Origin of the sequence: Actinoplanes sp. NPDC024001 (genome assembly GCF_040638955.1) — a bacterium.
Lineage (GTDB): Bacteria > Actinomycetota > Actinomycetes > Mycobacteriales > Micromonosporaceae > Actinoplanes.
The window spans coordinates 1-20,357 of the sequence record NZ_JBEZZB010000175.1 but is presented as its reverse complement, the minus strand read 5'-3'; the positions used below and the strand labels follow the sequence as shown (position 1 = coordinate 20,357).

Below are 20,357 nucleotides of genomic sequence, written 5' to 3'. Positions count from 1 at the left end.
TCTGCCACCGCGCCCCGCCGTACCCCGCCTGCCCCGGCCGCCGCCCACGCGCTGTGCCGCCTGCCGCATCGCCGCCCCGCCGCGCCGCAGCCCCGCCTGGGCAGCGTTCACCGCGCGCCCCGCCGCCTTCCGCGTCGACCTCGCGCCGCGCTGCAAGCCCTTCATGATCTTCTGGGCGATGCCCTTGAGCTTGGTGGCGACCCCCTTCAACGCCATCCCCAGCCGCACCATCAGGAAGTTCGTCACGAACTCCAGTAGCGCCACCACACCCGCCGCCATCGCCTGCGCGAACAGGCACGCCGCGTTCCCGCCCTTGACCGCCTTGAGGAACTCGAAGAACTTCCCGAACGCCGCGATGATCTGGCTGATCGACTGATACGCCGCCATCAGCCCCTGCGCGATCGCCATCACCGCGCCCGCCGCCGGGATGATCATCGAGATCAGCTTCTCGATGATGATCGTGGCGATCATGACCGGCAGCGACTTGATCACCGCCTGCCAGGCCATTCGCCCGACCTGCGCGGCCGACACGCAGCCCTTCACCAGCACGTCGAAGATCATCTTGCCGAGTCCGAGGATCGACTGGACCTTCTCGTTGAACCACCGCTTCACCGCGATCTTGATCTCGCCCCACAGATGGAGGCGGATGCCGTCCTTCGCCGCCGTGCCGAACCTGCCGATCCAGCCGATCGGGTCCGGCGCGATGTCCGCGATCAGCGCCGCCAGCACACCGAGCGCGGTGATCAACGCCTGGGCGTACGAGATCGCCGCGTTGACCACGGCCCGGACCGCTTCCACCGCGGCCAGCAGCGCTTTCTCGTACAGCGACAGGATCGCCATCAAACCCTTGGCCAGCAGGTCGAGCAGCGCCTCGATGCCGGCCTTCAGCTTGTCGGCGAGCTCGTTGACGGCCTCGATCGCCCGGTCTCGCAGCCCTTCGATCGCTGCCCGGAACCTGTCGCGAATCTCCGGGAACGCGGCCAGCAGCACATCAGCGATCGCGATCAGCGCGGTGGCGAGAGCGTTGATCGCGGCCACGATGGCCCGCCGCGCCGCCTCGATCAGCCCGGTGGCGAGCCGTTTGAAGCCGTCGATCAGGCCCTGCACCGCCCGCCGGGCCGCCTCGAAGACCGCCTTCACCGCCGAGACGATCGCGTCGAAGAGCGCCTTGACCTTGCTCTTCACCCAGCCCCAGAAACCGCCGTCCTCCTTCTTGCCTTTCTCCTTCTCCTTCCGCGCGTCCTCTTCGGCGCTGCGCCGTTCCTCCGCGATGCCCTCGTTGTGCCGCCCGCGCTCCGCCTCGATCTCGGTGTTCGCGCCCTGTTCCTCGGTGGAGATCTCCGTACGGGCGTCGGTGTGTTCCCCGGCCGCCTGCTCACCGTTCTCGGCCAGCAGCGTCTGCTGCTCGGTGCGCCACTGCTCCCGCTGCCCGGCGGCCTCATCCGCAGCGCGCCCCCGCTCGTCGGCCTGCTGCGCCACGTTCTCCTGCAGCGCGGCGGTCACATCCGCGTCGTGCTGCTGCTGCGCAGCCTGCGCGTCCTGCTGCCGGGTCTGCGCACCGGCCGCCATCTGCGCCTGGCCGTCACCGACCGACGCCTGGATCTGCGGCCCGCGCTCCTGCTGCGCCACCACGGAGATCGCGGTCATCGGCACCCCGGCGGGCGCACCGGCGGCCCCGGCCGGCGCCGGCCCGGCAGCGCTGCCGCCACCACCGCCGGCCGCCGCCGGCACCTCAGCGGTCAAAGACTCCGACGGTACGTCGGGAAAGATCTGATTTTCGCCCAGCGGTCGTGCCGCATCGTCACGCCCGACAGCCGCCAAGCGCCCGGAGGTGTCCGCCAGCTGCTGACTCTGCTGATCGGTCAGCGCCGGGTCGGTCTCCCCAGCCAGTTCCACTTTCGGAGCCGCCCCGACCGTCGCGTTGGTCAGCGCCGGGTCGGTGGTAGGAACCGAGTCGACCGCGTCCTCGATGGCACCCCGGTCGGCGTCGGTCAGCTCGCCCTCCGGCGTGCCGGAGACGGCCGGTGTCACCACCTGGTTCGTGGGCAGGCCGGTGTTCGGCACGTTCCGGGCCTGCGGCCCCTGCTGGTCGTCGGCGCCCGCCGGGCGGACCTGCTCGAGGCGCCCGACGTCGCTGGCAGCCGGGTCTGCCGTCTCCGGCGGCCCGTGCAGCGTCTGCGGCGCGCCGATCGGCCGGATCATCTCGGGCGGCGCCGCCGCGAGTGCCTCCTGCTCCTCGCCGACGGTGCGGGTGGCTGCGGCGTCGACGCCACCCAGGCTGGTCTGCATCTGGTGCGGCGGCAGCGCCGCCGTCGCGGCGAGCGCCGCAGACGGTTCCATTCCGGCCACGTCAGCCGCCGCCGGTGCTTCAGGCTCGGGTTCGGCAGCGGCCGGGGGAGCGCCCCCACTTCCGCAGCCACCGCCACCGTCCGCGTCCGCGGTGGTCGGCTCAGGCGCGCCGGCACAGCCGCCACCACCCGGTTCGAGCGACGCGTCCTGCGGCATCCCGGCGACCCCGCCGGTCGCCGCGCCACCGGGCGCCCCGCCCATGTCACTGGCCGGGCCACCAGACCCACCGGCCAGGTCACCCCCGGCCGCGCCGCCCACACCCCCGAAGTCGCCGGTCAGCGCCGCACCGGGGCCGCCTCCGGCCGCGTCGAGGCTGCCACCGCCCGCGCCGCCCCCGCCCGCGCCGCCTCCGGCCGCGTCGAAACCGCCGCCTACGCCGCCTCCGGCCGCGTTGCCTCCGGCCGCGTCGCCTCCGGCCGCGTCGAAACCGCCGCCTATGCCGCCTCCGCCCGCGCCGAGCCCGCCTCCACCTGGGCCGAGCCCGCCTCCGCCTGCGTCGAGCCCGCCCCCGGCCGAGCTCGTCATCCCGCCGTTGAGGCCGCCGGCCATGTCACCCGCGCCGCCGGACATGCCGCCGGCGCCCACGCCACCGCCGAGGTCGCTGGTGCCACCTCCGCGCCCGCCGGTGCCGTCAAGATCAAGCCCACCGATAGCGCTGTCGGCGAGGCCAGCCGCTCCGCCCGCGCCAGCCCCAGGTGCGGTGCCCGAGCGCAGCGACCCGGCCGCCGTATCCCCGGCGACCGCCCGATTCACGGCTGTGACCTCGGCATCCAGCGCAGCTTCCGCCTGCGGCGACTCGGCGGCGGATTCCGCCGCGTCTTCCTCGGCCGCCGCCCGCCGGGCCGCGTCCGGGTCGGATTCAGCTTCCAGGGCTTCCCGAGCTTCCGGGGCCAGTGGCGGCGGTGCGGGGAAGCTCGGCGCCTCCCGGGGCCGCGGCGGGCTGCCCGACGACACCGAGGCCAGCTCCTCGTCCGCGGTGGGCACGCCGGACAGGTCGAGGTCGGTCTTCGGCAGGAGGTCCGGCGGCGGCCTCTCCTCGCGTTCCTCCCGGTCGACCGCGGACTCCGGCGACCCGAGGTCCGCCTCGGGCGTCGCCACCTCGCCGGTTGCGGCGGAGTCCAAGCCGAGCGGCTGCTCGTCCGGTCCGGCCTCGTCACCAGGCCGGTCGAGGACGTTGTGCCGGGCGAGCGGCCCGTTCGGATCCTCAGCGATCGTGTCGGCCCGGCTCTCCACGGCCTCGCCCACGCCACCGGCCGCACCATCACCAACCGGCCCGCCGGCCGCCGGCTCACCGGCTCCCGCAACCGGCGCGGCCGCCGCGACGGGCTGAGCCCCGGGCGCGCCGGTGCCCGCCTGTTCCGGAACAACGTCGCCGGCTTTCGCCTTGTCCTGCTCCTCCTTGCCCTCTTTCTCGTCGCGCTCGCCCTCGGCCTTCTCCTTCTCCGCGTCCTCGCGCTCTTTCTTCTTTTCTTCCTCGTCCTTCTCCGTCTCGGCTTTCTCGTCCCCGGTCTCCTTCGGAGCCTTCTCCTCGGACGGTTCCTCGCCCGGCTCCAGCTCCTCCGATGCCTCCCCGGGCGCCTCCGATGCCGCTTCGCCAGGCTCGGCAGTGCCGGATCCAGGCGCCCCAGATCCAGGCGCCTGCGAGCCGGTTGCCTGCGATCCGGGCGTCTGAGATCCGGGCGCCTGCGAGCCGGTTGCCTGCGATCCGGGCGCTTGCGAGCCGGTTGCCTGGGATCCGGGCGCTTGCGAGCCGCGTGCCTGCGAGCCCTGTGCCTGGGATCCAGGCGTGCCAGTGCCAGCGCCCGCCGCGGACGTCTCGCCCTCCGCCTCACGCAGCTTGCGCTGCTGCTCCTCCTCCGCGCCGGATTCCTCCCGCGACTGCTGCTCGCGCCGCCTCTCTGTGTCCGGGTCGATGACCGGCTCCGGCACCGCCGCGGACTCGACCGCCCCGTCTCCCGGCGAGGCGTCGGCTTCGGCCGTGATCGCCGTGACCCGCACGAACTCAGCCGAGGTGAGCCGATCCTCCAGCCGTTCCAGCACGTTGTACCGAAGCTCCGGCGCCAACCGGGCCAGCTGCATCCGCACCCGCCCGGAGGCGTCCGCGGGGTCACCGCGCAGGCTGCGCACCACCCCAGCGGCGATCCGGTCGACGAGCGTGGCCGGATCAAGCACATCGCCACGCCGCCGATCCGCCGTAGCCGTGGCGTAACGCAGCCACCTGGCACCGACCTCCCCGCCCGCCGCAACGGTCGCCGGCCCGCCGCCACCGGCGACACTCGCCCGCCCGCTGCCACCGGCGACAATCGTCGACCCAGTTTCGCCAGCCCGCCCGGTGCTGCCGGCGACCGCCTCCGCCTCCCGCTCCACGGGCTCGACCGGCCGGCTGACCGCCCCGCTGTCGCGGCCCAGCAGCAGCGCTCCGGGCGCGTCCGGCGCCTGCACCGTGTGCAGCAATTCGTGTGCCAGCAGGCGCGCCCCGTCCACAGTCCCCGGCCGGTATCGCCCCTCAGCGAAGTAGATGTCCTGCCCGACCGTGACGGCCTCAGCCCCGAGGAGATCAGCGACCGCGGCCGCGTCCCGGTCGGCGTGCACCCGCACCCGCCCGAAGTCGTAGCCGAGCCGCTGCTCCAACTCGCGCCGCACCCCGGGTTCCAGCGGCCGCCCCGGCGCCGCGAGCACTTCCCGCAGCTCCTGCGGCGCACGCGGCGCCGCAGGCCGCCGGCCGCGCTTGTCATCCCGGCCCGGCTTCGGCCGAGCCGGCGCCCGAACCGGCGCCGGCGCGGTCACGGCCGCCTCCCGCCGCCGAAGTCCGCGCCGCCGTCCACCCGGCCGTCTTCGCTGCCCGCCAAAGCGAAGCCGCTCGCCGGAGCCACGCCGCCCGCCGCAGCGAAGCCGTCCGGAGAAGCCGTGCCGCCTGCAGGAGCGAAGCCGTTCGGAGAAGCCGTGCCGCCCGCCGGAGCGAAGCCGTCCGGAGAAGCCGTGCCGCCCGCCGCAGCGAAGCCGCCCGCGGAAGCCGAACTGCCGGCCGCAGCCAAGCCGCCCGGAAGAGCCGAACCGCTGCCGGCGACCCTGCCCTCGGCCGATCCGCCCAGCCCGCGATAGACCGACCGCGCCAGCGCCCGCCCCACCCGCCGGGGCGATCCACCGAGCGCGATCCCCGGCACCGAGCCCACCTCGTCCACAGCGCGGGCCTCCGAGGGCATCCCACCCTCGGCCAGCAACCTCCCCAGCTCAGCCGCGAACGCCGCCGCCAACCGATCCCGGGCAGCACGCGACAGCCCCGCCGGCAGCACCAGCGACCCGATCTCCACGTGCACGCTCACACCCACCCGGCCACCTCCGCCGGGGTCAGCGACCGGTCCAGCTTCTGGTACTCGGTCCGCGCCGCCGCCCGCACGTGCCGCATCCCCAGCCGCGCGCCCTCCTCGGCCGCGAGGAACGCCGCCGACAGGGCCACGTTGCGGATGCTCCCGCCCGCGATCGTCAGCTGCGCCAGCCGGGAGAAGTCCAGCCCGTCGGCCGGCGCCCCGAACGGGATCACCCGCCGCCAGATCTCCTCCCGCTCCACCGGACCCGGGAACGGAAAATCAACCACGAACCGGATCCGCCGCAGAAACGCCGTATCCAGCGCCTTCTTCATGTTCGTGGTGAGGATCGCCAGCCCTCGATACGCCTCCATCCGCATCAGCAGGTAGCTGACCTCGATGTTCGCGTACCGATCGTGACTGTCTTTGATCTCGCTGCGCTTGCCGAAGAGCGCATCGGCCTCGTCGAAGAGCAGTAGCGCACCGCCGCGCTCGGCGGCGTCGAAGACGCGCCGCAGGTTCTTCTCGGTCTCCCCGATGTACTTGCTGATCACCTGGGACAGGTCGATCACGAACAGGTCGAGCCCGAGCGACGCCGCCAGCACCTCCGCGGCGAGCGTCTTCCCGGTGCCGCTGCCCCCGGCGAACAGCGCGGTCACCCCGAGCCCGCGCCGCAGCACCGACGCGAAGCCCCACTCCTCGTAGACGACCCCGCGCTGCCGCACGTGCGCGACGATCTCGCGCAGCGTCTCCCGCTGCGGCTCGGGCAGCACCAGGTCCTCCCAGCGCGCCGACGGTTCCATGCGGCGGCCGAGTTCGTCGAGTGCCATCCGCGCTTCGGCGAGCCCGGCCTGCCACGCGGCGTCCGGCTCATCGGATGCCGAGGCGCGCCGCGCGGCGGCACGGATCACGTGCGCGGGCAGCGAGAATTGCGCGGCCAGCTCGGCCGCCGGGCGGCCGAGCGCCTCAGCCCACAGCTGCCGCTGCGCCTCGGCGTCCAGAGCGGGGACGACATGCCGGCTCCGCAGGGTCCGTCCCGGTGGCAGCGGGTCGTCGCAGGAGACCAGCACGGGTACGGCCAGGGCCCCCAGAAACGCATCGAGTCGTGCCCGGTCCGCCCCGTCCGCCTCGACCAGCAGCGCCGCCGGCAGCAGCATCGCCTCGCGTTCCCACAGCCGCCCCAGGGCTTCCATCTCCACGGGGTCGCCGGGAAGATCTTCGCCCCGTAGCACGTACAGCGAGACCCCACCCGCGGCCGCGACCGCCGCGGCGATCTCCGCGCGGGTCTGCCGGTCCGCGCCGACCAGGTCGGCCGCCGCGGGCGGCCCGTCCCCGTGCCAGCCGGCGGCGACCGCATCGGCGACCCGCTGGTGCGCCGGCGGGAGTGTCCCGTCCGGTTCCGGCACTCGGCTGACCAGCCCGTGCAGTTGCGCCGTCAGGTAGGGCACGCCGAGCAGGAAGTGCAGCACCCGCTCGTCGATGCGCAGCCGGGCCGCGGTGAGCACCCCCTGGTCGGCGACCTCCAGCAACCGCCACCGGCGCAGCGGCGCGACCGGGGTGAGCGCGCTCCAGTGCGGCTCGTCGAGCACCGCGAGCGCCAGCCCGAACGTCGGGTACGCCACCCCGCCCGCCTTCGCGCACCGGTCCCCGGCGCTCGGTTCGATCTCCATGGCTGCGGCCAGCACCAGCACGTCGCGTTCGAAGCCGGTGAGCCCGAACGCCGCGCAGACCACGTCGAGCGCGCTGGCCCCGGTCTCCTCGACGTCGACGGAGGAGTCGTCCAGCCGCGCGAGCACCCGCTGCACGGCCGCGACCAACGCCTCCCGGTGCATCGCTACACCTCGACCGTCGGTCCGGAGTAGACGCCGTCCGCCGTCTCCAGCGGACTCTGCGCGCCGTCGACCTGCACCCGCACCAGGTACCTCCCGGCTTCCACGCCCGGTGTCGGCACCAGGAACCGGTCGGTGGTGGCGCCCGCCACCGCGAGCGGGTGCGGCGCGTCGAACCGGTAGCTGCCGCCGGGCCCGTCGAGCAGCAGGACCGCCCGCTGGTCGGCGCGCACCGGCAGGTCCAGCACCACGGTGACACCACCGGCTCCGGCGTTGACCTGGCGGATGCGCGGGCGCCGCACGTAGGCGACCGCGTTCGACTCGAGCAGCGGCCGCGGCTGGTCGCCGAAGAGCACGTCGTAGCGCAGCTGCACCGGGTGCGGCCCGGGTGGCAGCCGTTCCGGCTGGCCGATGATCACCCGGCGCTCGTCGGCGGCGCGCACCGGCACCGGCAGCCCGGCGACGTGCGCGGTCATGCCGGGCCGGGCCAGTCCGCTGCCGATCAGCACCAGGTCGCGGTCGGCGGTGACCGGCCCGCTGTCCGGGACGCCGCCCGGCGCGACGGAGAGCACCCGGTCCACGGCCGGGGTGACGATCGGTTCCACCACGATCCGCCGGTCGCGGACCGGCAGCCCGGCGATCGGCGCGGTCCGCCCGTCGAGCAGCACCGCCGACGCCTGATAGCAGACCGACAGCCCATAGGGTGTCTGACCGAGCATCTGCCACAGCCGCGACATGTCGTCCAGGTCGAGCTGGTTCGGCGTGAACCGGACCCGCTGCGCCGACGCGGCGAGGTCGCTCCCGGTGAGGAACGCCCGCTCCGCAGCCGTCTCGATGTCCGCGACGGAGAGCAGCGGCTCCTCGTAGAGGCTGCGTACCACCGACCCGAGCAGCCGCTGCGGCACCAGCTCCGACTCCGCTCCGTAACAGCTGATCACGTAGTGCAGGTCGACCGCGGCCTGCGCGCGCCGCAAGGTGGTGCCGTCGGTGGCCCGGGTCGGCGCGTCGCTGCTGCGCAGCGCGCCGTTCGGCGTCAGCTGGTAGAGGAAGACCGTGATGGTCGGGTCGTCCGGCGGGTCGGCGGGCGGCCGCCCGGCGACCACGTTCACCCCGAGCGGCACGTCGGCCTGCACCGACCGGGAGATGAACAGCCGCAGCGCCTCGGTGACGGTGGCGAGCGCGAGGGCGTTGCTCATGGCGCCTCCTCCCGCCCGAGATGCCGGTCCAGGCTGACCCTGGGCGCGGGCCGGCCGGCCGCGCGCCGCTGCGGGCGCTCCTGCGCCGGCGCCGCGGCGGTGACCTCGAGACGCCCGATGCTGACCTTGATGACCTGCTCCGGCGGCGCGGCCCGCGCCGGCTCCGCCGCGGGCGCGCGGCGAGCATCGAACGGCACGGCCGGCACGCGCCGCGCGGCCAGCGGAACACCGGCTTCCACCGATTTCGGTACGGTCGTCAGCGCCCCCGTGGCTTCCCCGGGTTCTCGGTGCCGTGACTCGGCGCGTTCCACCAGGCGCTCCACCCGCAGCACAGCGGGCGACGCCGGTGACGAAACGGGTGGCGCCGGGGCGGCGACCGGAGCTGTGGCAGCCGGCGTCGTGACCGGCTCGACCGGAACCACCGGCGCCGGCACCGGCACCGCGATCGGCCGGCTCTCCTCGGGGGCGGCCGCCTGCACCCGCTGTGTCACCGCCGCCACCGCCGGAGCGGCCGGCGCCGGTGCCGGCACCGGCGCCGCGTCGACCTCCACCTCCTGGATCTCCAGGCCGGTCCGCTCGAACAGCTGGGGCAGCCGCGGGCGCACCCATCCCGGATCCGCCGCCGGCGCGCCCCGGGCCCGGCTCACCAGCCGGTCGAAGAAGTCGGGCTCAGGCATGGCCGCTCAACTCCAGGTAGTACCGCCGCCGGGTGGGGCTGATCGCCAGGATCTCCGCCTCGCTCCAGCCGTAGGTGACAGCCAGCAGGTGCACGTCGAGCAGCGTGGCGCGGGCCCACGCGTCCAGTTCCGCCCAGAGGTAGGTGCCGATGTCCAGCGGTGCCGCGCACGCCGCCCCGCACCCCACGCACGGCACGGTGAACCGCAGGTCGGCGCCCGGGTCCGCCTCCGCCAACGCGGCGATGAGCCGGTCGGCCACCCCGTCCGGCAGGGGCTGGGCTGTGGGCGTACCGTCGCGGTCCGAAGCTTGCAGGCAGCGTGCCAGCAGGGCCGATCGTGCGGTGCCGGCGGGCACGCCGGCCACCGCGAGCAGGTCGCCGGAGGTCGGCGGCCGGGCCGTGACGCGCCACCCGCCGTGCGTCACGGTGACCGCCGGCGGCGGGTCGGTCACGGCGCTGAGCAGCTGCGTCACGTCCACGTCGAACTCCAACTCCTCTCCGCAGCGCGCGCAGGCGAGCCGTCCGGTGAGCCGCTCGCCGAACAGGGCCCGGCGCAGCCGCAGCAGGTCGCCGTCACGCCGGCCAACGGGCGTGGCGAGGAGCTCCTCCGGGTCGCCGTCGCGGGCGAGGGTGTGCAGCAGCACGGTGCGCCGCGAGCCGGCCGCCGCCAGCCCGGACTCCCAGACCGCGAGCAGGTCGGCTGCGGCGGTCATGTCAGGCCGGCGACTGGATGGTGGGCTCCTCGGGCTCGGGCACCTCCAGATCCCGTTCCCAGCCCTCACACTCGAGTTTGAGACTCTGAATCGCGACCGCGTTGGCGTTGGCGTCCATCTCGCCGAGCGCCTGGAACTCGCTCGGCCAGCAGCGATACAGCTTGTACGCCACCGCGACCTGACCGGCCTCGTTGAGCACCTGGATCACCACGTCCTTGCGGAAGTCGCGCAGCGACACCTCGGAGCCGAGGCCGCCGCCGACCACCCAGGCCTTGGTCGCCCAGTCGTCGAACGCCTTGTCGTGTGTCAGGCCCTTCTCCAGCGTGACCGCTTCCACCTCGGAGCGTCCCGGCGATTTGCGGGGAGTGCTCGGATCGCCGCCGCTGCGGTGCTTGACCACCTCGGTGGTCCGCTTCAACGGGCTGATCTTGCTCACCCCGGCGACGACCCGCCCGTCCCAGAGGACCAAAAATTTGAAGTTCTTGTACGGATCGAAGCGCTGCGCATTCACCATGAACTCGGCCATATGCTGTCAAACCTCCACCTGGCCGGCCAACTGCGTAATCTTCACTATCAGGAACTCAGCTGGCTTGAGTGGCGCAAAACCGACTAAAACGTTCACAATGCCGCGGTTGATGTCGTCCTGTGTGGTCGTGTCCCGGTCGCACTTGACCAGGTAGGCCTGCCGTGGCGAGGTCCCCTGGAACGCGCCCTGCTGGAACAGCGAGTGCATGAACGCGCCCACGTTCAGCCGGATCTGCCCCCAGAGCGTCTCGTCGTTCGGCTCGAAGACCACCCACTGGGTGCCCCGGTAGAGGCTTTCCTCGATCATCAGCGCGGTACGCCGCACCGGCACGTATTTCCACTGCGACGCCAGCCGGTCGGCGCCGTCGAGCGTCCGGGCGCCCCAGACCACCGGGCCGACCACGGGCATCATCCGCAGGCAGTTGACACCGAGCGGGTTCAGCAGACCGTTCTCCGGGTCGGTGAGCCGCACCGTCAGCCCGCGTGCCCCGACGATCCGCGCCGCGGTGCCGGCCGGTGCCCTCCACACGCCTTCGCCGTCGCTGCGCGCGATGATCCCGGCGATCGCGCCGCCCGGCCCGAACTCGCGCACCTGCCCGGTCAGCGGGTCGGTGAGCAGCACGTGCGGGAAGTAGAGCGCCGCGTGGTCACCGCGGATCGAGTCGAGCGTCTCCAGCCCCGCGCGGGCCGCGTCCAGCGTCCGCCACGCGGCCGGGCTCTCCACGATCAGGAACATCCGTTTCGACTCGCACAGCACCCGCGCCTCGGCCAGCACCGCGACCTGCTGATCGAGGTTGTCCAGCGCGCTGACCCCGGGCAGGACCAGCAGGTTCACGTCGTCGACGTCGCGCAGCGCGTGCATGCCGGTCTTCTCGTCGGCGGAACCGAGGAAGTCCGCGAAGCCGGGCATCGAGCCCTGAGCGCCGTCGCGGAACGGGAAGCCGGACGGGTTCGTGGTGCCGGCGAGCCCGAGGCCACCGTCGCCCGGGAAGACGATCACCGTGTCCGGTTCGCCGGAGAGCACCTGGAGCCGGTTGTCGCCGGTGACCCGGACCCGGGCGCCGGAGAAGGCACGCTGCCCACCGGCGTTGCCGCGCAGCCCGCGCTCCAGCAGGAGCGCCAGCTGTTGCAGTGAGGCCGGTCCGGTCGCGCCCTGCGGCAGCAGCGGGAACGTGATGGTGGATTCGTCGCGTTCCTCGACCGCGGCCTCGATCTCGGTGTCACTGACGTCCGGCAGGGCGTCGAACTGGTCGGAGACCGTGCCGGACGCGTCCGGCCGGGTGTCGTCCGGCGCCCCCGCCGGGGCAGCCGCGCTGACCAGCGTGGAAGCCGAGTTGATCCGGTCGACGGCGGTCGCCGGGGTTAGCCCGGTGTGCGTCTCGGACCGCTCGCCGGAAAGGTCGGCGATCCGCAGGTCGAAGGTGTCCGCGTCGGCGCCGTGATCGACCGACACCCGCAGGTTGTCGCCCCAGTCGCCGGGCTCGCGGGCGGTGAGCGTGAACAGCTGCGTGCCGCCGCTGGACAGTGTCGCCGTGGACCCCTCGGCGCCGGGCGCCAGTCGCACGATCACGGCGATCCCGCCACCGTTGAGGAAGAACTGTTGCACCGCGTAACTGAGCGGGCTGTCGGCGGTCAGCCCGCCGAACTGTCTCTCGAAGTCACCGAAGCTGGTGACGGTCGTCGCGCCGCCCGTCGGGCCGCGCGTGGTGTAACCGACGAAGGCGGTGACCGACGTGGAGACCGTCGTGATGGTGCGCACCGCGCTGGGGAGCTCTTCGATGTAAACGCCGGGATAGGTCGGTGTGACGGCCATGGCACCTCCGGTCCGCTCCAGTCCGCAAACAGCGTCGACGGCGCGGCCGGCTCATCCCCGTGTCGTCGAGCATGCTCAACTCGACACACCATGGCCGCGCCCTGTGCCATTGTCAATGCCCTCGGCGCGGGCCGTCCCGGGTGATCATCAGTCCGTTCAGCGGCAGGCCGTGCCGCGTGAAATCACATCGACATTACCGAATGTCAAAGCAACTTAAGCCGCCTTTCATGATCGAAAAGCGTATGCATGCTGAGCTGCTGATTCGCGGAATATTCGATCAGTGCGAGCAGGTGATGACTCGATCTTGGTGCGCGGCATGGCGTCTGATAGCTGACAGTTGTCGGGAGGCAAAACGTCATGTCGGAATCCGGTCTTGCCTGTTCGTTGACTTGGTGGAAAAAGGTCCGGCGCGAGTGAGTCCACCCGCGACAGTCGCCTTTTCTAGATCATTTTCCGGGGCGATCCGCGCAGGATCCAGTGGACCGTGCTGACCACGACGGTGATCAGCGCGGTCGCACCGTTAGATCCGGATCAGTTCCTTCTCGGCCTGTTCCTCGGTCCGTGGCGCATGCTGATTCGGCGTTGAGCGTGCGGCGCGGTCCACGTTCGGCGTCGGCGTGGCCAGCCTGGTCCGCAGATACCCGGACAGCGGCCGCTCCACCAGCCGGTGCAGGAGCCACGAGGCGAGCAGCATGGCGGCCACGGTGATGCCCAGCGTCACGTAACGCGGGCGCACCTCCCGCAGGTTGTAGATGATCACCCAGCCGATCTTCTCGTGCAGCAGGTAGAGCGGGTAGGTGAGCAGCCCGGCGCTGGTCATCCAGCGCCAGTTGAGCCGGGTGAACCAGCCCAGCGCCACCCCGGCCATCAGCACGTAGAAGACGGTGACGAGCAGAACCCCGGCCGCCCCGGACAGTGGGCGCTTCAAGGCCTCGCCGACCTGGCCGACGGCCTCGTACGTGTGGTGCTGGGCGACCAGCCAGGAGAAGGCCACGAGACCCCACACCTTGAGGTCGTGGCCCCGCTTGTGGATCAGGAAGAAACCGATGCCGCCGACGAAGTACGGCGCGTAGTCCGGCATGAAGATCGAGGTGAGCACCGGCATCTTCGCCTCGACCGTGTAGGCCGAGACGATCAGCCAGGCGTATCCGAGGCCCAGCACCCGGCGGGCGGTCAGCCCCCACCACACCACCAGCCCGAAGAGCAGGTAGAAACGCGCCTCGGCCCAGAGCGTCCAGTAGACGCCTTCCACCCGCGGCGCCCCCAGCGGCTGCTGGAGCATGGTGAGGTTGACCAGGACGTCGCTCCAGGTTCCCTCCAGCGGGCGGGGCATCGTCCAGATCGTGGTGACCGTGACGGTGATCAGCACCGCCGCCCAGTACGCCGGAAAGAGCCGGACGATCCGGGACCGGGCGAACGCGCCGGTGCTGCGCCCCCAGCTGCTCATGCAGATCACGAAGCCGCTGATCAGGAAGAACAGTTCGACGCCGAGCCACCCGTACGCGGCGATGCCGCTCAGCTGAGGAAACGCGTGCTGCGGCGACGGCACGTCCCACGCGTCCGCGGCGCCGGTGAAGGCGGCGTAGTGGTACAGGACCACCATGAGCGCGGCGACCAGACGGAGACCGTCCAGGAAGGCCATCCGCGGGCGCGTGGCGGTCACCTGAATCCGGCGAGGCGATGTCGAAGTCGGCACCGAGAGGAGGATACAGACCCGGCATATCGGACAAATGTTCGGGGGTTAACCGGGCAAAAGCCGATTCCGGGGCTGGTCGCCCTCTTCAGCCGGGGAGGAGAGACACACGTCGAGGCGATCGGGACCATGCGCCACGACGGTGGCGCGCCGATGCGCCGGGACACGCTCTTCCGGATGGCCTCGACCTCCAAGCCGGTCACGGTTGCGGCGACGATGATCCTGCTCGACGAGTGCCGGCTGCGGCTGGACGACCCGGTCGAGCGGTGGCTGCCCGAGCTCGCCGGCCGGCGGGTGCTCACGAGCATCGACGGCCCGCTCGACGACACCGTGCCGGCGCAGCGGCCGATCATCGTCCGGGACGTGCTGACCTCCACCTTCGGTCTCGGCATCGACCGCACGGCGCTGGGCACCCCGATCATGAACGCGGTCTTCGAGCAGGGGCTGACGCCCGACCTGCCGACGCCGATGCCCGAGCCGGACGAGTGGATGCGCCGGCTCGGCACGCTCCCGCTGATGCGCCAGCCCGGGCGGCACTGGCAGTACCACATCAGCAACGACCTGCTCGGCGTGCTCGTCGCCCGGGTCACCGGGCAGTCGTTCGAGACGTTCCTGCGGGAGCGGCTGTTCGAACCGCTGGGCATGAGGGACACCGGTTTCCACGTCGGGGCCGGCGACCTCGACCGGCTGCCGCCGCTGTACGCCCCGGACGCGCAGACCGGCGAGTTCCACGTGTGGGACCCGGCCGAGGGCGGGCGGCACAGCTCACCGCCGGCGTTCCCGGGCGGCGACGGGGGACTGGTCTCGACCGTCGACGACTACCACGCCTACTTCCGGATGCTGCTCAACCACGGCGTGCACGGCGGCGAGCGGATCCTGTCGCGGCCCGCCGTCGAGCTGATGACCACCAACCGGCTCACGCCCGAGCAGCAGGACGCCCGCACCGCTATGGCCCGCGACACCGTGCACATCTCGTTCGGGCAGGGGCAGCACGGCGGCTAGGGCTTCGGGATGGCGGTGCGCACCTACCGCGGTGACTACGCGCCGGTCGGCCAGTTCGGCTGGGACGGCGGCAGCGGCACCTCCACCTACGCCGACCCGGCCAACCAGCTCACCGGGATCCTGCTCACCCAGGTCGGCATGACCGTCCCCGACCCGGCCCGGGTGATCCACGACTTCTGGACCACCCTCTACCAGGCGGTCAACTGATCCGGCCGTGCAGCGCCCTGGTCAGCCGCGGCACCGCGTCGTCGGGTAGTCCACCGCCGTTGCTCAGCGCCTGCGTCACGATCTCCTGGAAGGTGCTGCTGAACAGCGCGTAGTGGGTGGTCTCCGGACGGGCCCGCGCGTTGTCCAGCGCCTGCCGCAGGGTCGGGGCGTAGGGACGGTTCTTCAGCACCAGCGGATCCTCGTAGGCGGCGGTCCGGGTGGCCGCCAGCCCGCCGTCACGAAACAGGCGGCGCTCGCTCTCCTCACTGGTCAGGAACCTGATCAGTTCCTGCGCGGCGCGCGGATTGTCGGTGCTGCTGGCCACGGCCAGGTTCTGCCCGCCCAGCACGCTGGGACCGGGCAGCGACCGTACGTCGAAGTCCTGCATCGGCTGGTCCCCGGCGCGCAACTGGCCGTACGCCACCGGCCAGTTCCGCATCAGGGGAACCTTGCCGCTGCGGAACGCCTCCCGGCTGGTGTCCTCCCGGAAGGTCATCGACCGGGGGTGGACCGCGGGCAGCAGGCCGTCGACCTGGTTCAGCGCGTCGGCCAGCTTCTTCAGCCCGGCCCGGGCCGGTTTGCTGTCGATCACCACGAGGTCCTTCTCGGCGTCGTACACCTCGCCGCCCTCGGCCCAGATGGCTTCCAGCGCGCTGACGGTGAGTCCCTCGTACGCATCAAGAGGGGTGACGAAGCCCGCCTCGATGCCGGGCACGGCATCGGTGAGCGCCCGGACGTCGTTGGGGCCCGGCGGCAGCGCCGCCGGCAGGGCGCTGCCCGGCACGCTCGTGCGGTAGTAGAGCAGGCCGGCGTCGGTGTTGAACGGCAGCGCCCACAGCTTGCCGTCGAACCTGCAGGTCTCCAGCGGTGCGGCGAGGAAACCGCTGGTGTCGGTCGACTCGTCGAGCGGCAGGATGAAACCGGCCGAGGCGAACGCCGCGGTCCAGGTGGTGTCCAGGTTGTAGACGTCGGCGTCCGGGGCCTCCGACTGGGCGGTCGCCCGCATCTCGCTGTGCTGGGCGTCCGCACTGCGGGACAGGCTGACCAGCCGGGCCGGTGTCTCCGGGTGCAGCTTGTTCCAGTCCTCGATGAGCTGCTGGCGCTGCCCGCCGGTGCTCTCGTCCACCCCGGAGTAGATGACCAGTTCGGCGCGGCCGGCCTGCTGTGCGGCCGGTGGCTCGTCCCGGATCAGCTCGCGGGCGCTGGTGATGCCCACCATGGCGATCACACCGACCGCGATCCAGGTGAGCTTCCGGCGGAACTCCTGTCGCGTCCGTCCCGCGCGCACGTCGGGCGGGTTCTGGCTCATATTCCGCTCCACAGGGTCTCGAAGAGCTCGGCCATGGTCTCCGGAATCTCCTCCGGGCCGGCCGTCAGGCAGGCGCCGCGGCCGGCGCGGGTCAGCTGGTAGAGCGGCCCCGGCCCGGTCCGGCCGTCGACGTCGTCGCAGCGGGCCTCGCCGGTGGCGATCACATAGAGCCGGACGTCGGCGCGGGTCAGGCGCCGGACCTCGGCCAGCGTCTGCCGCAGGCCGGGCCGGGTGCCGCTGTTCTCGCCGTCGGTCAGCACCACCAGCGCCCGGATCCGGTCGCCGCCGGTCCCGGTGGCGAGCTTGCTCATGCCGGCCACGATCGTCGCGTAGAGCGGTGTCCCGCCGTCCGGCTCGACGGTGCCCAGGGCGTCGACGACCGCCCGCCGGTGCTGCGGCGAACCCGCGGCGACCCCGACCAGCTCGTTCGACGGGCGGCCACGGGGGACGGGGAACGCCCACAGCCCGAACTCGTCGTTCGCGCCGAGCTGCCCGAGGGCCTCGCCGACACCCTGCGCCGCCACGGTGAACCGGGTCGTCCGCGCGGTGCCGGTGGGCTCGGCCATCGAACCCGAGGTGTCCACCGCGAGCAGCACCCGCCCGGGGCGTTTGGCCTGCTCGTACACGGTCATGGTCTTGCGTGGCTCCTGCGGGAGGCAGGCGTTGCGGTCCAGCTCGGAGCAGGCCGGATGGGGTTCGTCGAGTCCCGACTCGTGCAGGAACGAGTCGGCGTCCGCGCTGCGCAGCCACTCGCGGAACCGGTCGACGGCCCGGCGATGCCGGGCGCTGGTCCAGGTGAACTGCACCAGCGGGTGATCGAGCGCGGGCGCCGACTTGACCACCACCGGTTCCGGAAGGTCCCGGGGCGGCGGGATCGGGGCCGTGCAGCCGGCCCCGCCCAGCGCCTTGCCCTCGACGAACCGCTGCCAGGTGCGCTGGCTGGTCAGCACGGCGGCCGGCACCTTACCCTCCCGCAGGTAGGCGCAGAGCAGGCTGACCTCGTTGATGCCGGCGCTGGTGGAGTTGAAGACGATGCGGGCGCGCTTGTGCGCCACCTCCGGTTCGACCATCTCGCCGGCCGCGTCGCGCAGGTAGACGTCGGCGGCGAGCAGGCCCGCGGTCGAGGACTGCGGGTCCGCCGCCGACAGCGCCGGCGCCGGCCGGCGCCGGTCCAGCAGCGCCGACACCATCTTCGGCAGGGTGTCGGCATCCGACTCGGGTACGGCGGTCACGTCCGTCCCGGCCAGCACGATCGGTGACGACCCGATCGAGGTGACCCGCTCCAGCGGCGACGGCAGGGTGCCCTTGACGGCGATGTCCTGCACCTGGCGCACGTCGAGCATCGAGTCGGGCAGCCACACGTCCGGGCGCGGGCCCAGTTGTTCCAGCGGGCGTTCCTTCCGGGCGTCGGCCCACTGCCGGGCGAGCGCGCCGCTGACCGCGGACGTCGTGGCGGCATAGACGTACGGATAGACCGCCGGGCACCCGTCGTTGTCGGCGGCGGTGGCCCTGGCGTACGCCCGCGCCACCTCCCGGGTGAGCTGGGCGCCCTCCGGCGAGGCGAGAATGCGCAGCTCCAGAGCCTGGGGGCAGTTGTCGTCGCGGGTGTACCGCACCATCGCCACCGCCGCGCCGACGACCAGCACCATCCCCATCGCGGCGGCCACGACGATCCGGCTCCGCGGCGTCATGCCGCCCGGCAGGGAGTAGACCTTGCCGAGCATCCACGCGACGGACTGGTGATATCCGAGAGTCCAGATGCTGGCCCCGGCGATCACCGTCGCGGAGATGCCCAGCAGTAACGTGTTGTTGGCCCGCTCCAGGGCGAACTGCGCGACGCCCGCGAGGGCCAGGGCAACCAGAGCGGTCACGACATGGTGCGGGCGCCGGCCGTTCCCGGACTGGCCGGTGTCCTCAGGATCAGGCAATCGGAATGCGCCTCCACCGGACGGGGGTGTGAGAGGGGCCACAGTACCCCTACGCACGCTCCAGTTTAGGCAGAGCCGCAACGTTGATCTATGTGTGCCGCCGGGCGGGTCCGGCGGAAGAATTCGGCGGGGGATGTCAAGACGGCCGCGGCCGCTCCGACCAACCGGCGAAGAGACCCGAGACGAGGAGAACGAGATGCGGTTCCTGATCAGCCTGCACATCAACCCCGCCGTGCTGGAGGCCCTGACCGACGAGGAGCGGGCGGCCATCGGCGACGGGCACGGGACGTTCATCGAGTCGATCAAGCAGTCCGGTGAGCTGATCACCACGCTGGCCCTGGTCGATCCGTCGCAGGCCGCGGTGGTGTCGGTGCGCAACGAGCAGCCGGTGGTCACCGACGGGCCGTTCCTGGAGGCCAAGGAGTTCCTCGGCGGCTTCTACCTGATCGACTGCGAGAGCCGGGAGCGGGCGATCGAGCTGGCCGCGCAGATCCCGGACACCCGCATCCCCGGCCTGGGCGTCGAGGTGCGCCAGGTGATGTTCGCCGACGGGAACCTCGACGCGTGACCCCAGCGGCCATCGAGGACCTGCTGCGGGAGTGCACGCCGCAGGTCCTCTGCGCGCTCGTCCGCCGGCACGGGCAGTTCGACGGGTGTGAGGACGCCGTACAGGAGGCGGTGCTGGCGGCGGCCGTGCAATGGCCGGCCGGCGGCGTGCCGGACAACCCGCGCGCCTGGCTGGCGACGGTGGCGTCGCGGCGGCTCATCGACCTGATGCGCAGCGACCACGCCCGCCGCGAGCGGGAGTCGGCGCTGGCCACCGAGGCGCCGCCGGCGGACGTGCCGGACGTCGACGACACGTTGCTGCTGCTGTTCCTGTGCTGCCACCCGGCGCTGACCCCGGCGTCGCAGACCGCGCTGACGCTGCGCGCGGTCGGCGGGCTCACCACCGCGGAGATCGCCCGCGCGTTCCTGGTCCCGGAGGCGACCATGGCGGCCCGGATCAGCCGGGCCAAACAGCGGATCAAGGCGGCCGGCGGCACGTTCACGGCGGACCCGGAACGGCTGCCGGTGGTCCTGCACGTGCTCTACCTGATCTTCAACGAGGGGTACGTCGCGTCGTCCGGCGCCGAACTGGACCGGGTCGACCTGGCCCGGGAGGCGATCCGGTTGACCCGCACGGTGCACGCGCAGCTGCCCGGCGACAGCGAGGTGACCGGGCTGCTGGCGCTGATGCTGCTCACCGACGCGCGGCGCGACGCCCGGGCCACGGCGTCCGGCGACCTGGTGCCGCTCGGCGAGCAGGACCGTACGCGATGGAACCGTGCCCTCGTCGACGAGGGCATGGAGCTGGCGAGGCAGTCGCTGGGCGGGGCGGCGCTCGGGCCGTACCAGTTGCAGGCCGCGATAGCGGCGACCCACGCGGACGCCGCCACCGCGGCTGACACCGATTGGCGGCAGGTGCACGCGCTGTATCTGATCCTGGAAAGGATCGCGCCGAATCCGATGGTGACCCTGAACCGGGCGGTCGCGCTGGCCGAGACCCAGGGCCCGGCGGCCGGGCTGGCGCTGCTGGCGACCCTGGACAGCGACGAGCGGATGGCCGGGCATCACCGGCTGCTGTCGGTGCGCGCCCACCTGCTGGAGAAAGCCGGCGACGAGGCGGGCGCCCACGAGTGCTACCGGCAGGCCGCCCGGTTCACGGCCAGCCTGGCCGAGCGGCGTTACCTGCAAGCGCGGGCCGCCCGCTGCCGCGGGTGAGCGGCGCCGGTCAGCGTTGCACCACGAGCCGGCGTGCCCGCAGCAGGCGCG

At 72.7% G+C, this 20,357-nt stretch carries 15 protein-coding genes; 4 read left to right on the top strand and 11 right to left on the bottom strand.

Features of this window, described 5'->3' with window-relative positions; genetic code table 11:
* From AB0F81_RS42345 to AB0F81_RS42305, 9 genes are all read right to left on the bottom strand, one after another.
* On the bottom strand, positions 1-5,028 hold a 5,028-nt coding region (locus AB0F81_RS42345; RefSeq protein WP_360208007.1), incomplete at its 3' end, for a DUF4157 domain-containing protein.
* Positions 5,029-5,132: 104 nt separating this feature from the next.
* Positions 5,133-5,672, bottom strand: coding sequence for a hypothetical protein (locus AB0F81_RS42340; RefSeq protein ID WP_360208004.1), 540 nt, complete (start codon positions 5,670-5,672; stop codon positions 5,133-5,135).
* Positions 5,669-7,486 carry an AAA family ATPase gene (locus tag AB0F81_RS42335; protein ID WP_360208001.1) on the bottom strand — a complete coding sequence of 606 codons (1,818 nt, stop codon included), beginning with the start codon at positions 7,484-7,486 and terminating at the stop codon, positions 5,669-5,671. Before AB0F81_RS42335 ends, AB0F81_RS42340 begins: the two co-directional genes overlap by 4 nt.
* Before the next feature lie 2 nt (positions 7,487-7,488).
* Positions 7,489-8,679, bottom strand: a complete 1,191-nt coding sequence (locus AB0F81_RS42330) for a DUF4255 domain-containing protein (RefSeq protein ID WP_360207998.1) — start codon at positions 8,677-8,679, stop codon at positions 7,489-7,491.
* On the bottom strand, positions 8,676-9,356 hold the full coding sequence (locus AB0F81_RS42325) for a hypothetical protein (protein WP_360207996.1): 681 nt from the start codon (positions 9,354-9,356) through the stop codon (positions 8,676-8,678). The genes AB0F81_RS42330 and AB0F81_RS42325 overlap by 4 nt, the downstream gene beginning before the upstream one ends.
* Entirely contained in the window at positions 9,349-10,068 is a 720-nt protein-coding gene (locus AB0F81_RS42320; protein ID WP_360207994.1) for a hypothetical protein, read from the bottom strand. The genes AB0F81_RS42325 and AB0F81_RS42320 overlap by 8 nt, the downstream gene beginning before the upstream one ends.
* 1 nt (position 10,069) lies before the next feature.
* The gene (locus AB0F81_RS42315) at positions 10,070-10,582 is read right to left on the bottom strand and encodes a phage tail protein (RefSeq protein ID WP_360207991.1); all 513 of its coding nucleotides are present in this window, start codon (positions 10,580-10,582) and stop codon (positions 10,070-10,072) included.
* 18 nt (positions 10,583-10,600) lie between these two features.
* Positions 10,601-12,406, bottom strand: a complete 1,806-nt coding sequence (locus AB0F81_RS42310; protein ID WP_360207989.1) for a phage tail sheath C-terminal domain-containing protein — start codon at positions 12,404-12,406, stop codon at positions 10,601-10,603.
* 520 nt (positions 12,407-12,926) lie between these two features.
* On the bottom strand, positions 12,927-14,102 hold the full coding sequence (locus AB0F81_RS42305) for an acyltransferase (RefSeq protein ID WP_360207986.1): 1,176 nt from the start codon (positions 14,100-14,102) through the stop codon (positions 12,927-12,929).
* Here AB0F81_RS42305 and AB0F81_RS42300 point away from each other — a divergent pair.
* Together AB0F81_RS42300 and AB0F81_RS42295 are read left to right on the top strand one after the other, a co-directional pair.
* Positions 13,992-15,101, top strand: a complete 1,110-nt coding sequence (locus tag AB0F81_RS42300) for a serine hydrolase domain-containing protein (protein ID WP_360207983.1) — start codon at positions 13,992-13,994, stop codon at positions 15,099-15,101. The two genes, AB0F81_RS42305 and AB0F81_RS42300, sit on opposite strands and share 111 nt — an antisense overlap.
* 9 nt (positions 15,102-15,110) lie before the next feature.
* Complete coding sequence (locus AB0F81_RS42295; RefSeq protein WP_360207981.1) at positions 15,111-15,308, top strand: hypothetical protein; 198 nt, start codon at positions 15,111-15,113, stop codon at positions 15,306-15,308.
* Here the strand turns inward: AB0F81_RS42295 and AB0F81_RS42290 are convergent.
* Positions 15,301-16,617 (bottom strand): extracellular solute-binding protein, encoded by a 1,317-nt coding sequence (locus tag AB0F81_RS42290; protein WP_360207979.1) that lies wholly within the window; start codon positions 16,615-16,617, stop codon positions 15,301-15,303. The two genes, AB0F81_RS42295 and AB0F81_RS42290, sit on opposite strands and share 8 nt — an antisense overlap.
* Positions 16,614-18,488 (bottom strand): VWA domain-containing protein, encoded by a 1,875-nt coding sequence (locus AB0F81_RS42285; protein WP_360207976.1) that lies wholly within the window; start codon positions 18,486-18,488, stop codon positions 16,614-16,616. Before AB0F81_RS42285 ends, AB0F81_RS42290 begins: the two co-directional genes overlap by 4 nt.
* Positions 18,489-18,741: 253 nt before the next feature.
* Here AB0F81_RS42285 and AB0F81_RS42280 point away from each other — a divergent pair, with 253 nt between their 5' ends.
* Positions 18,742-19,113, top strand: a complete 372-nt coding sequence (locus AB0F81_RS42280) for a YciI family protein (RefSeq protein WP_360207973.1) — start codon at positions 18,742-18,744, stop codon at positions 19,111-19,113.
* Positions 19,110-20,306, top strand: coding sequence for a DUF6596 domain-containing protein (locus AB0F81_RS42275; protein ID WP_360207970.1), 1,197 nt, complete (start codon positions 19,110-19,112; stop codon positions 20,304-20,306). Before AB0F81_RS42280 ends, AB0F81_RS42275 begins: the two co-directional genes overlap by 4 nt.
* The last annotated feature ends 51 nt before the right edge of the window (positions 20,307-20,357 follow it).

What these genes read in the sequence shown, in the direction of transcription:
- AB0F81_RS42335 (WP_360208001.1), bottom strand. Translation starts at nt 7,486, where the DNA reads ATGCACCGGGAGGCGTTGGTCGCGGCCGTGCAGCGGGTGCTCGCGCGG.
- AB0F81_RS42330 (WP_360207998.1), bottom strand. Translation starts at nt 8,679, where the DNA reads ATGAGCAACGCCCTCGCGCTCGCCACCGTCACCGAGGCGCTGCGGCTG.
- AB0F81_RS42325 (WP_360207996.1), bottom strand. Translation starts at nt 9,356, where the DNA reads ATGCCTGAGCCCGACTTCTTCGACCGGCTGGTGAGCCGGGCCCGGGGC.
- AB0F81_RS42320 (WP_360207994.1), bottom strand. Translation starts at nt 10,068, where the DNA reads ATGACCGCCGCAGCCGACCTGCTCGCGGTCTGGGAGTCCGGGCTGGCG.
- AB0F81_RS42315 (WP_360207991.1), bottom strand. Translation starts at nt 10,582, where the DNA reads ATGGTGAATGCGCAGCGCTTCGATCCGTACAAGAACTTCAAATTTTTG.
- AB0F81_RS42310 (WP_360207989.1), bottom strand. Translation starts at nt 12,406, where the DNA reads ATGGCCGTCACACCGACCTATCCCGGCGTTTACATCGAAGAGCTCCCC.
- AB0F81_RS42295 (WP_360207981.1), top strand. Translation starts at nt 15,111, where the DNA reads ATGGCGGTGCGCACCTACCGCGGTGACTACGCGCCGGTCGGCCAGTTC.
- AB0F81_RS42290 (WP_360207979.1), bottom strand. Translation starts at nt 16,617, where the DNA reads ATGAGCCAGAACCCGCCCGACGTGCGCGCGGGACGGACGCGACAGGAG.
- AB0F81_RS42280 (WP_360207973.1), top strand. Translation starts at nt 18,742, where the DNA reads ATGCGGTTCCTGATCAGCCTGCACATCAACCCCGCCGTGCTGGAGGCC.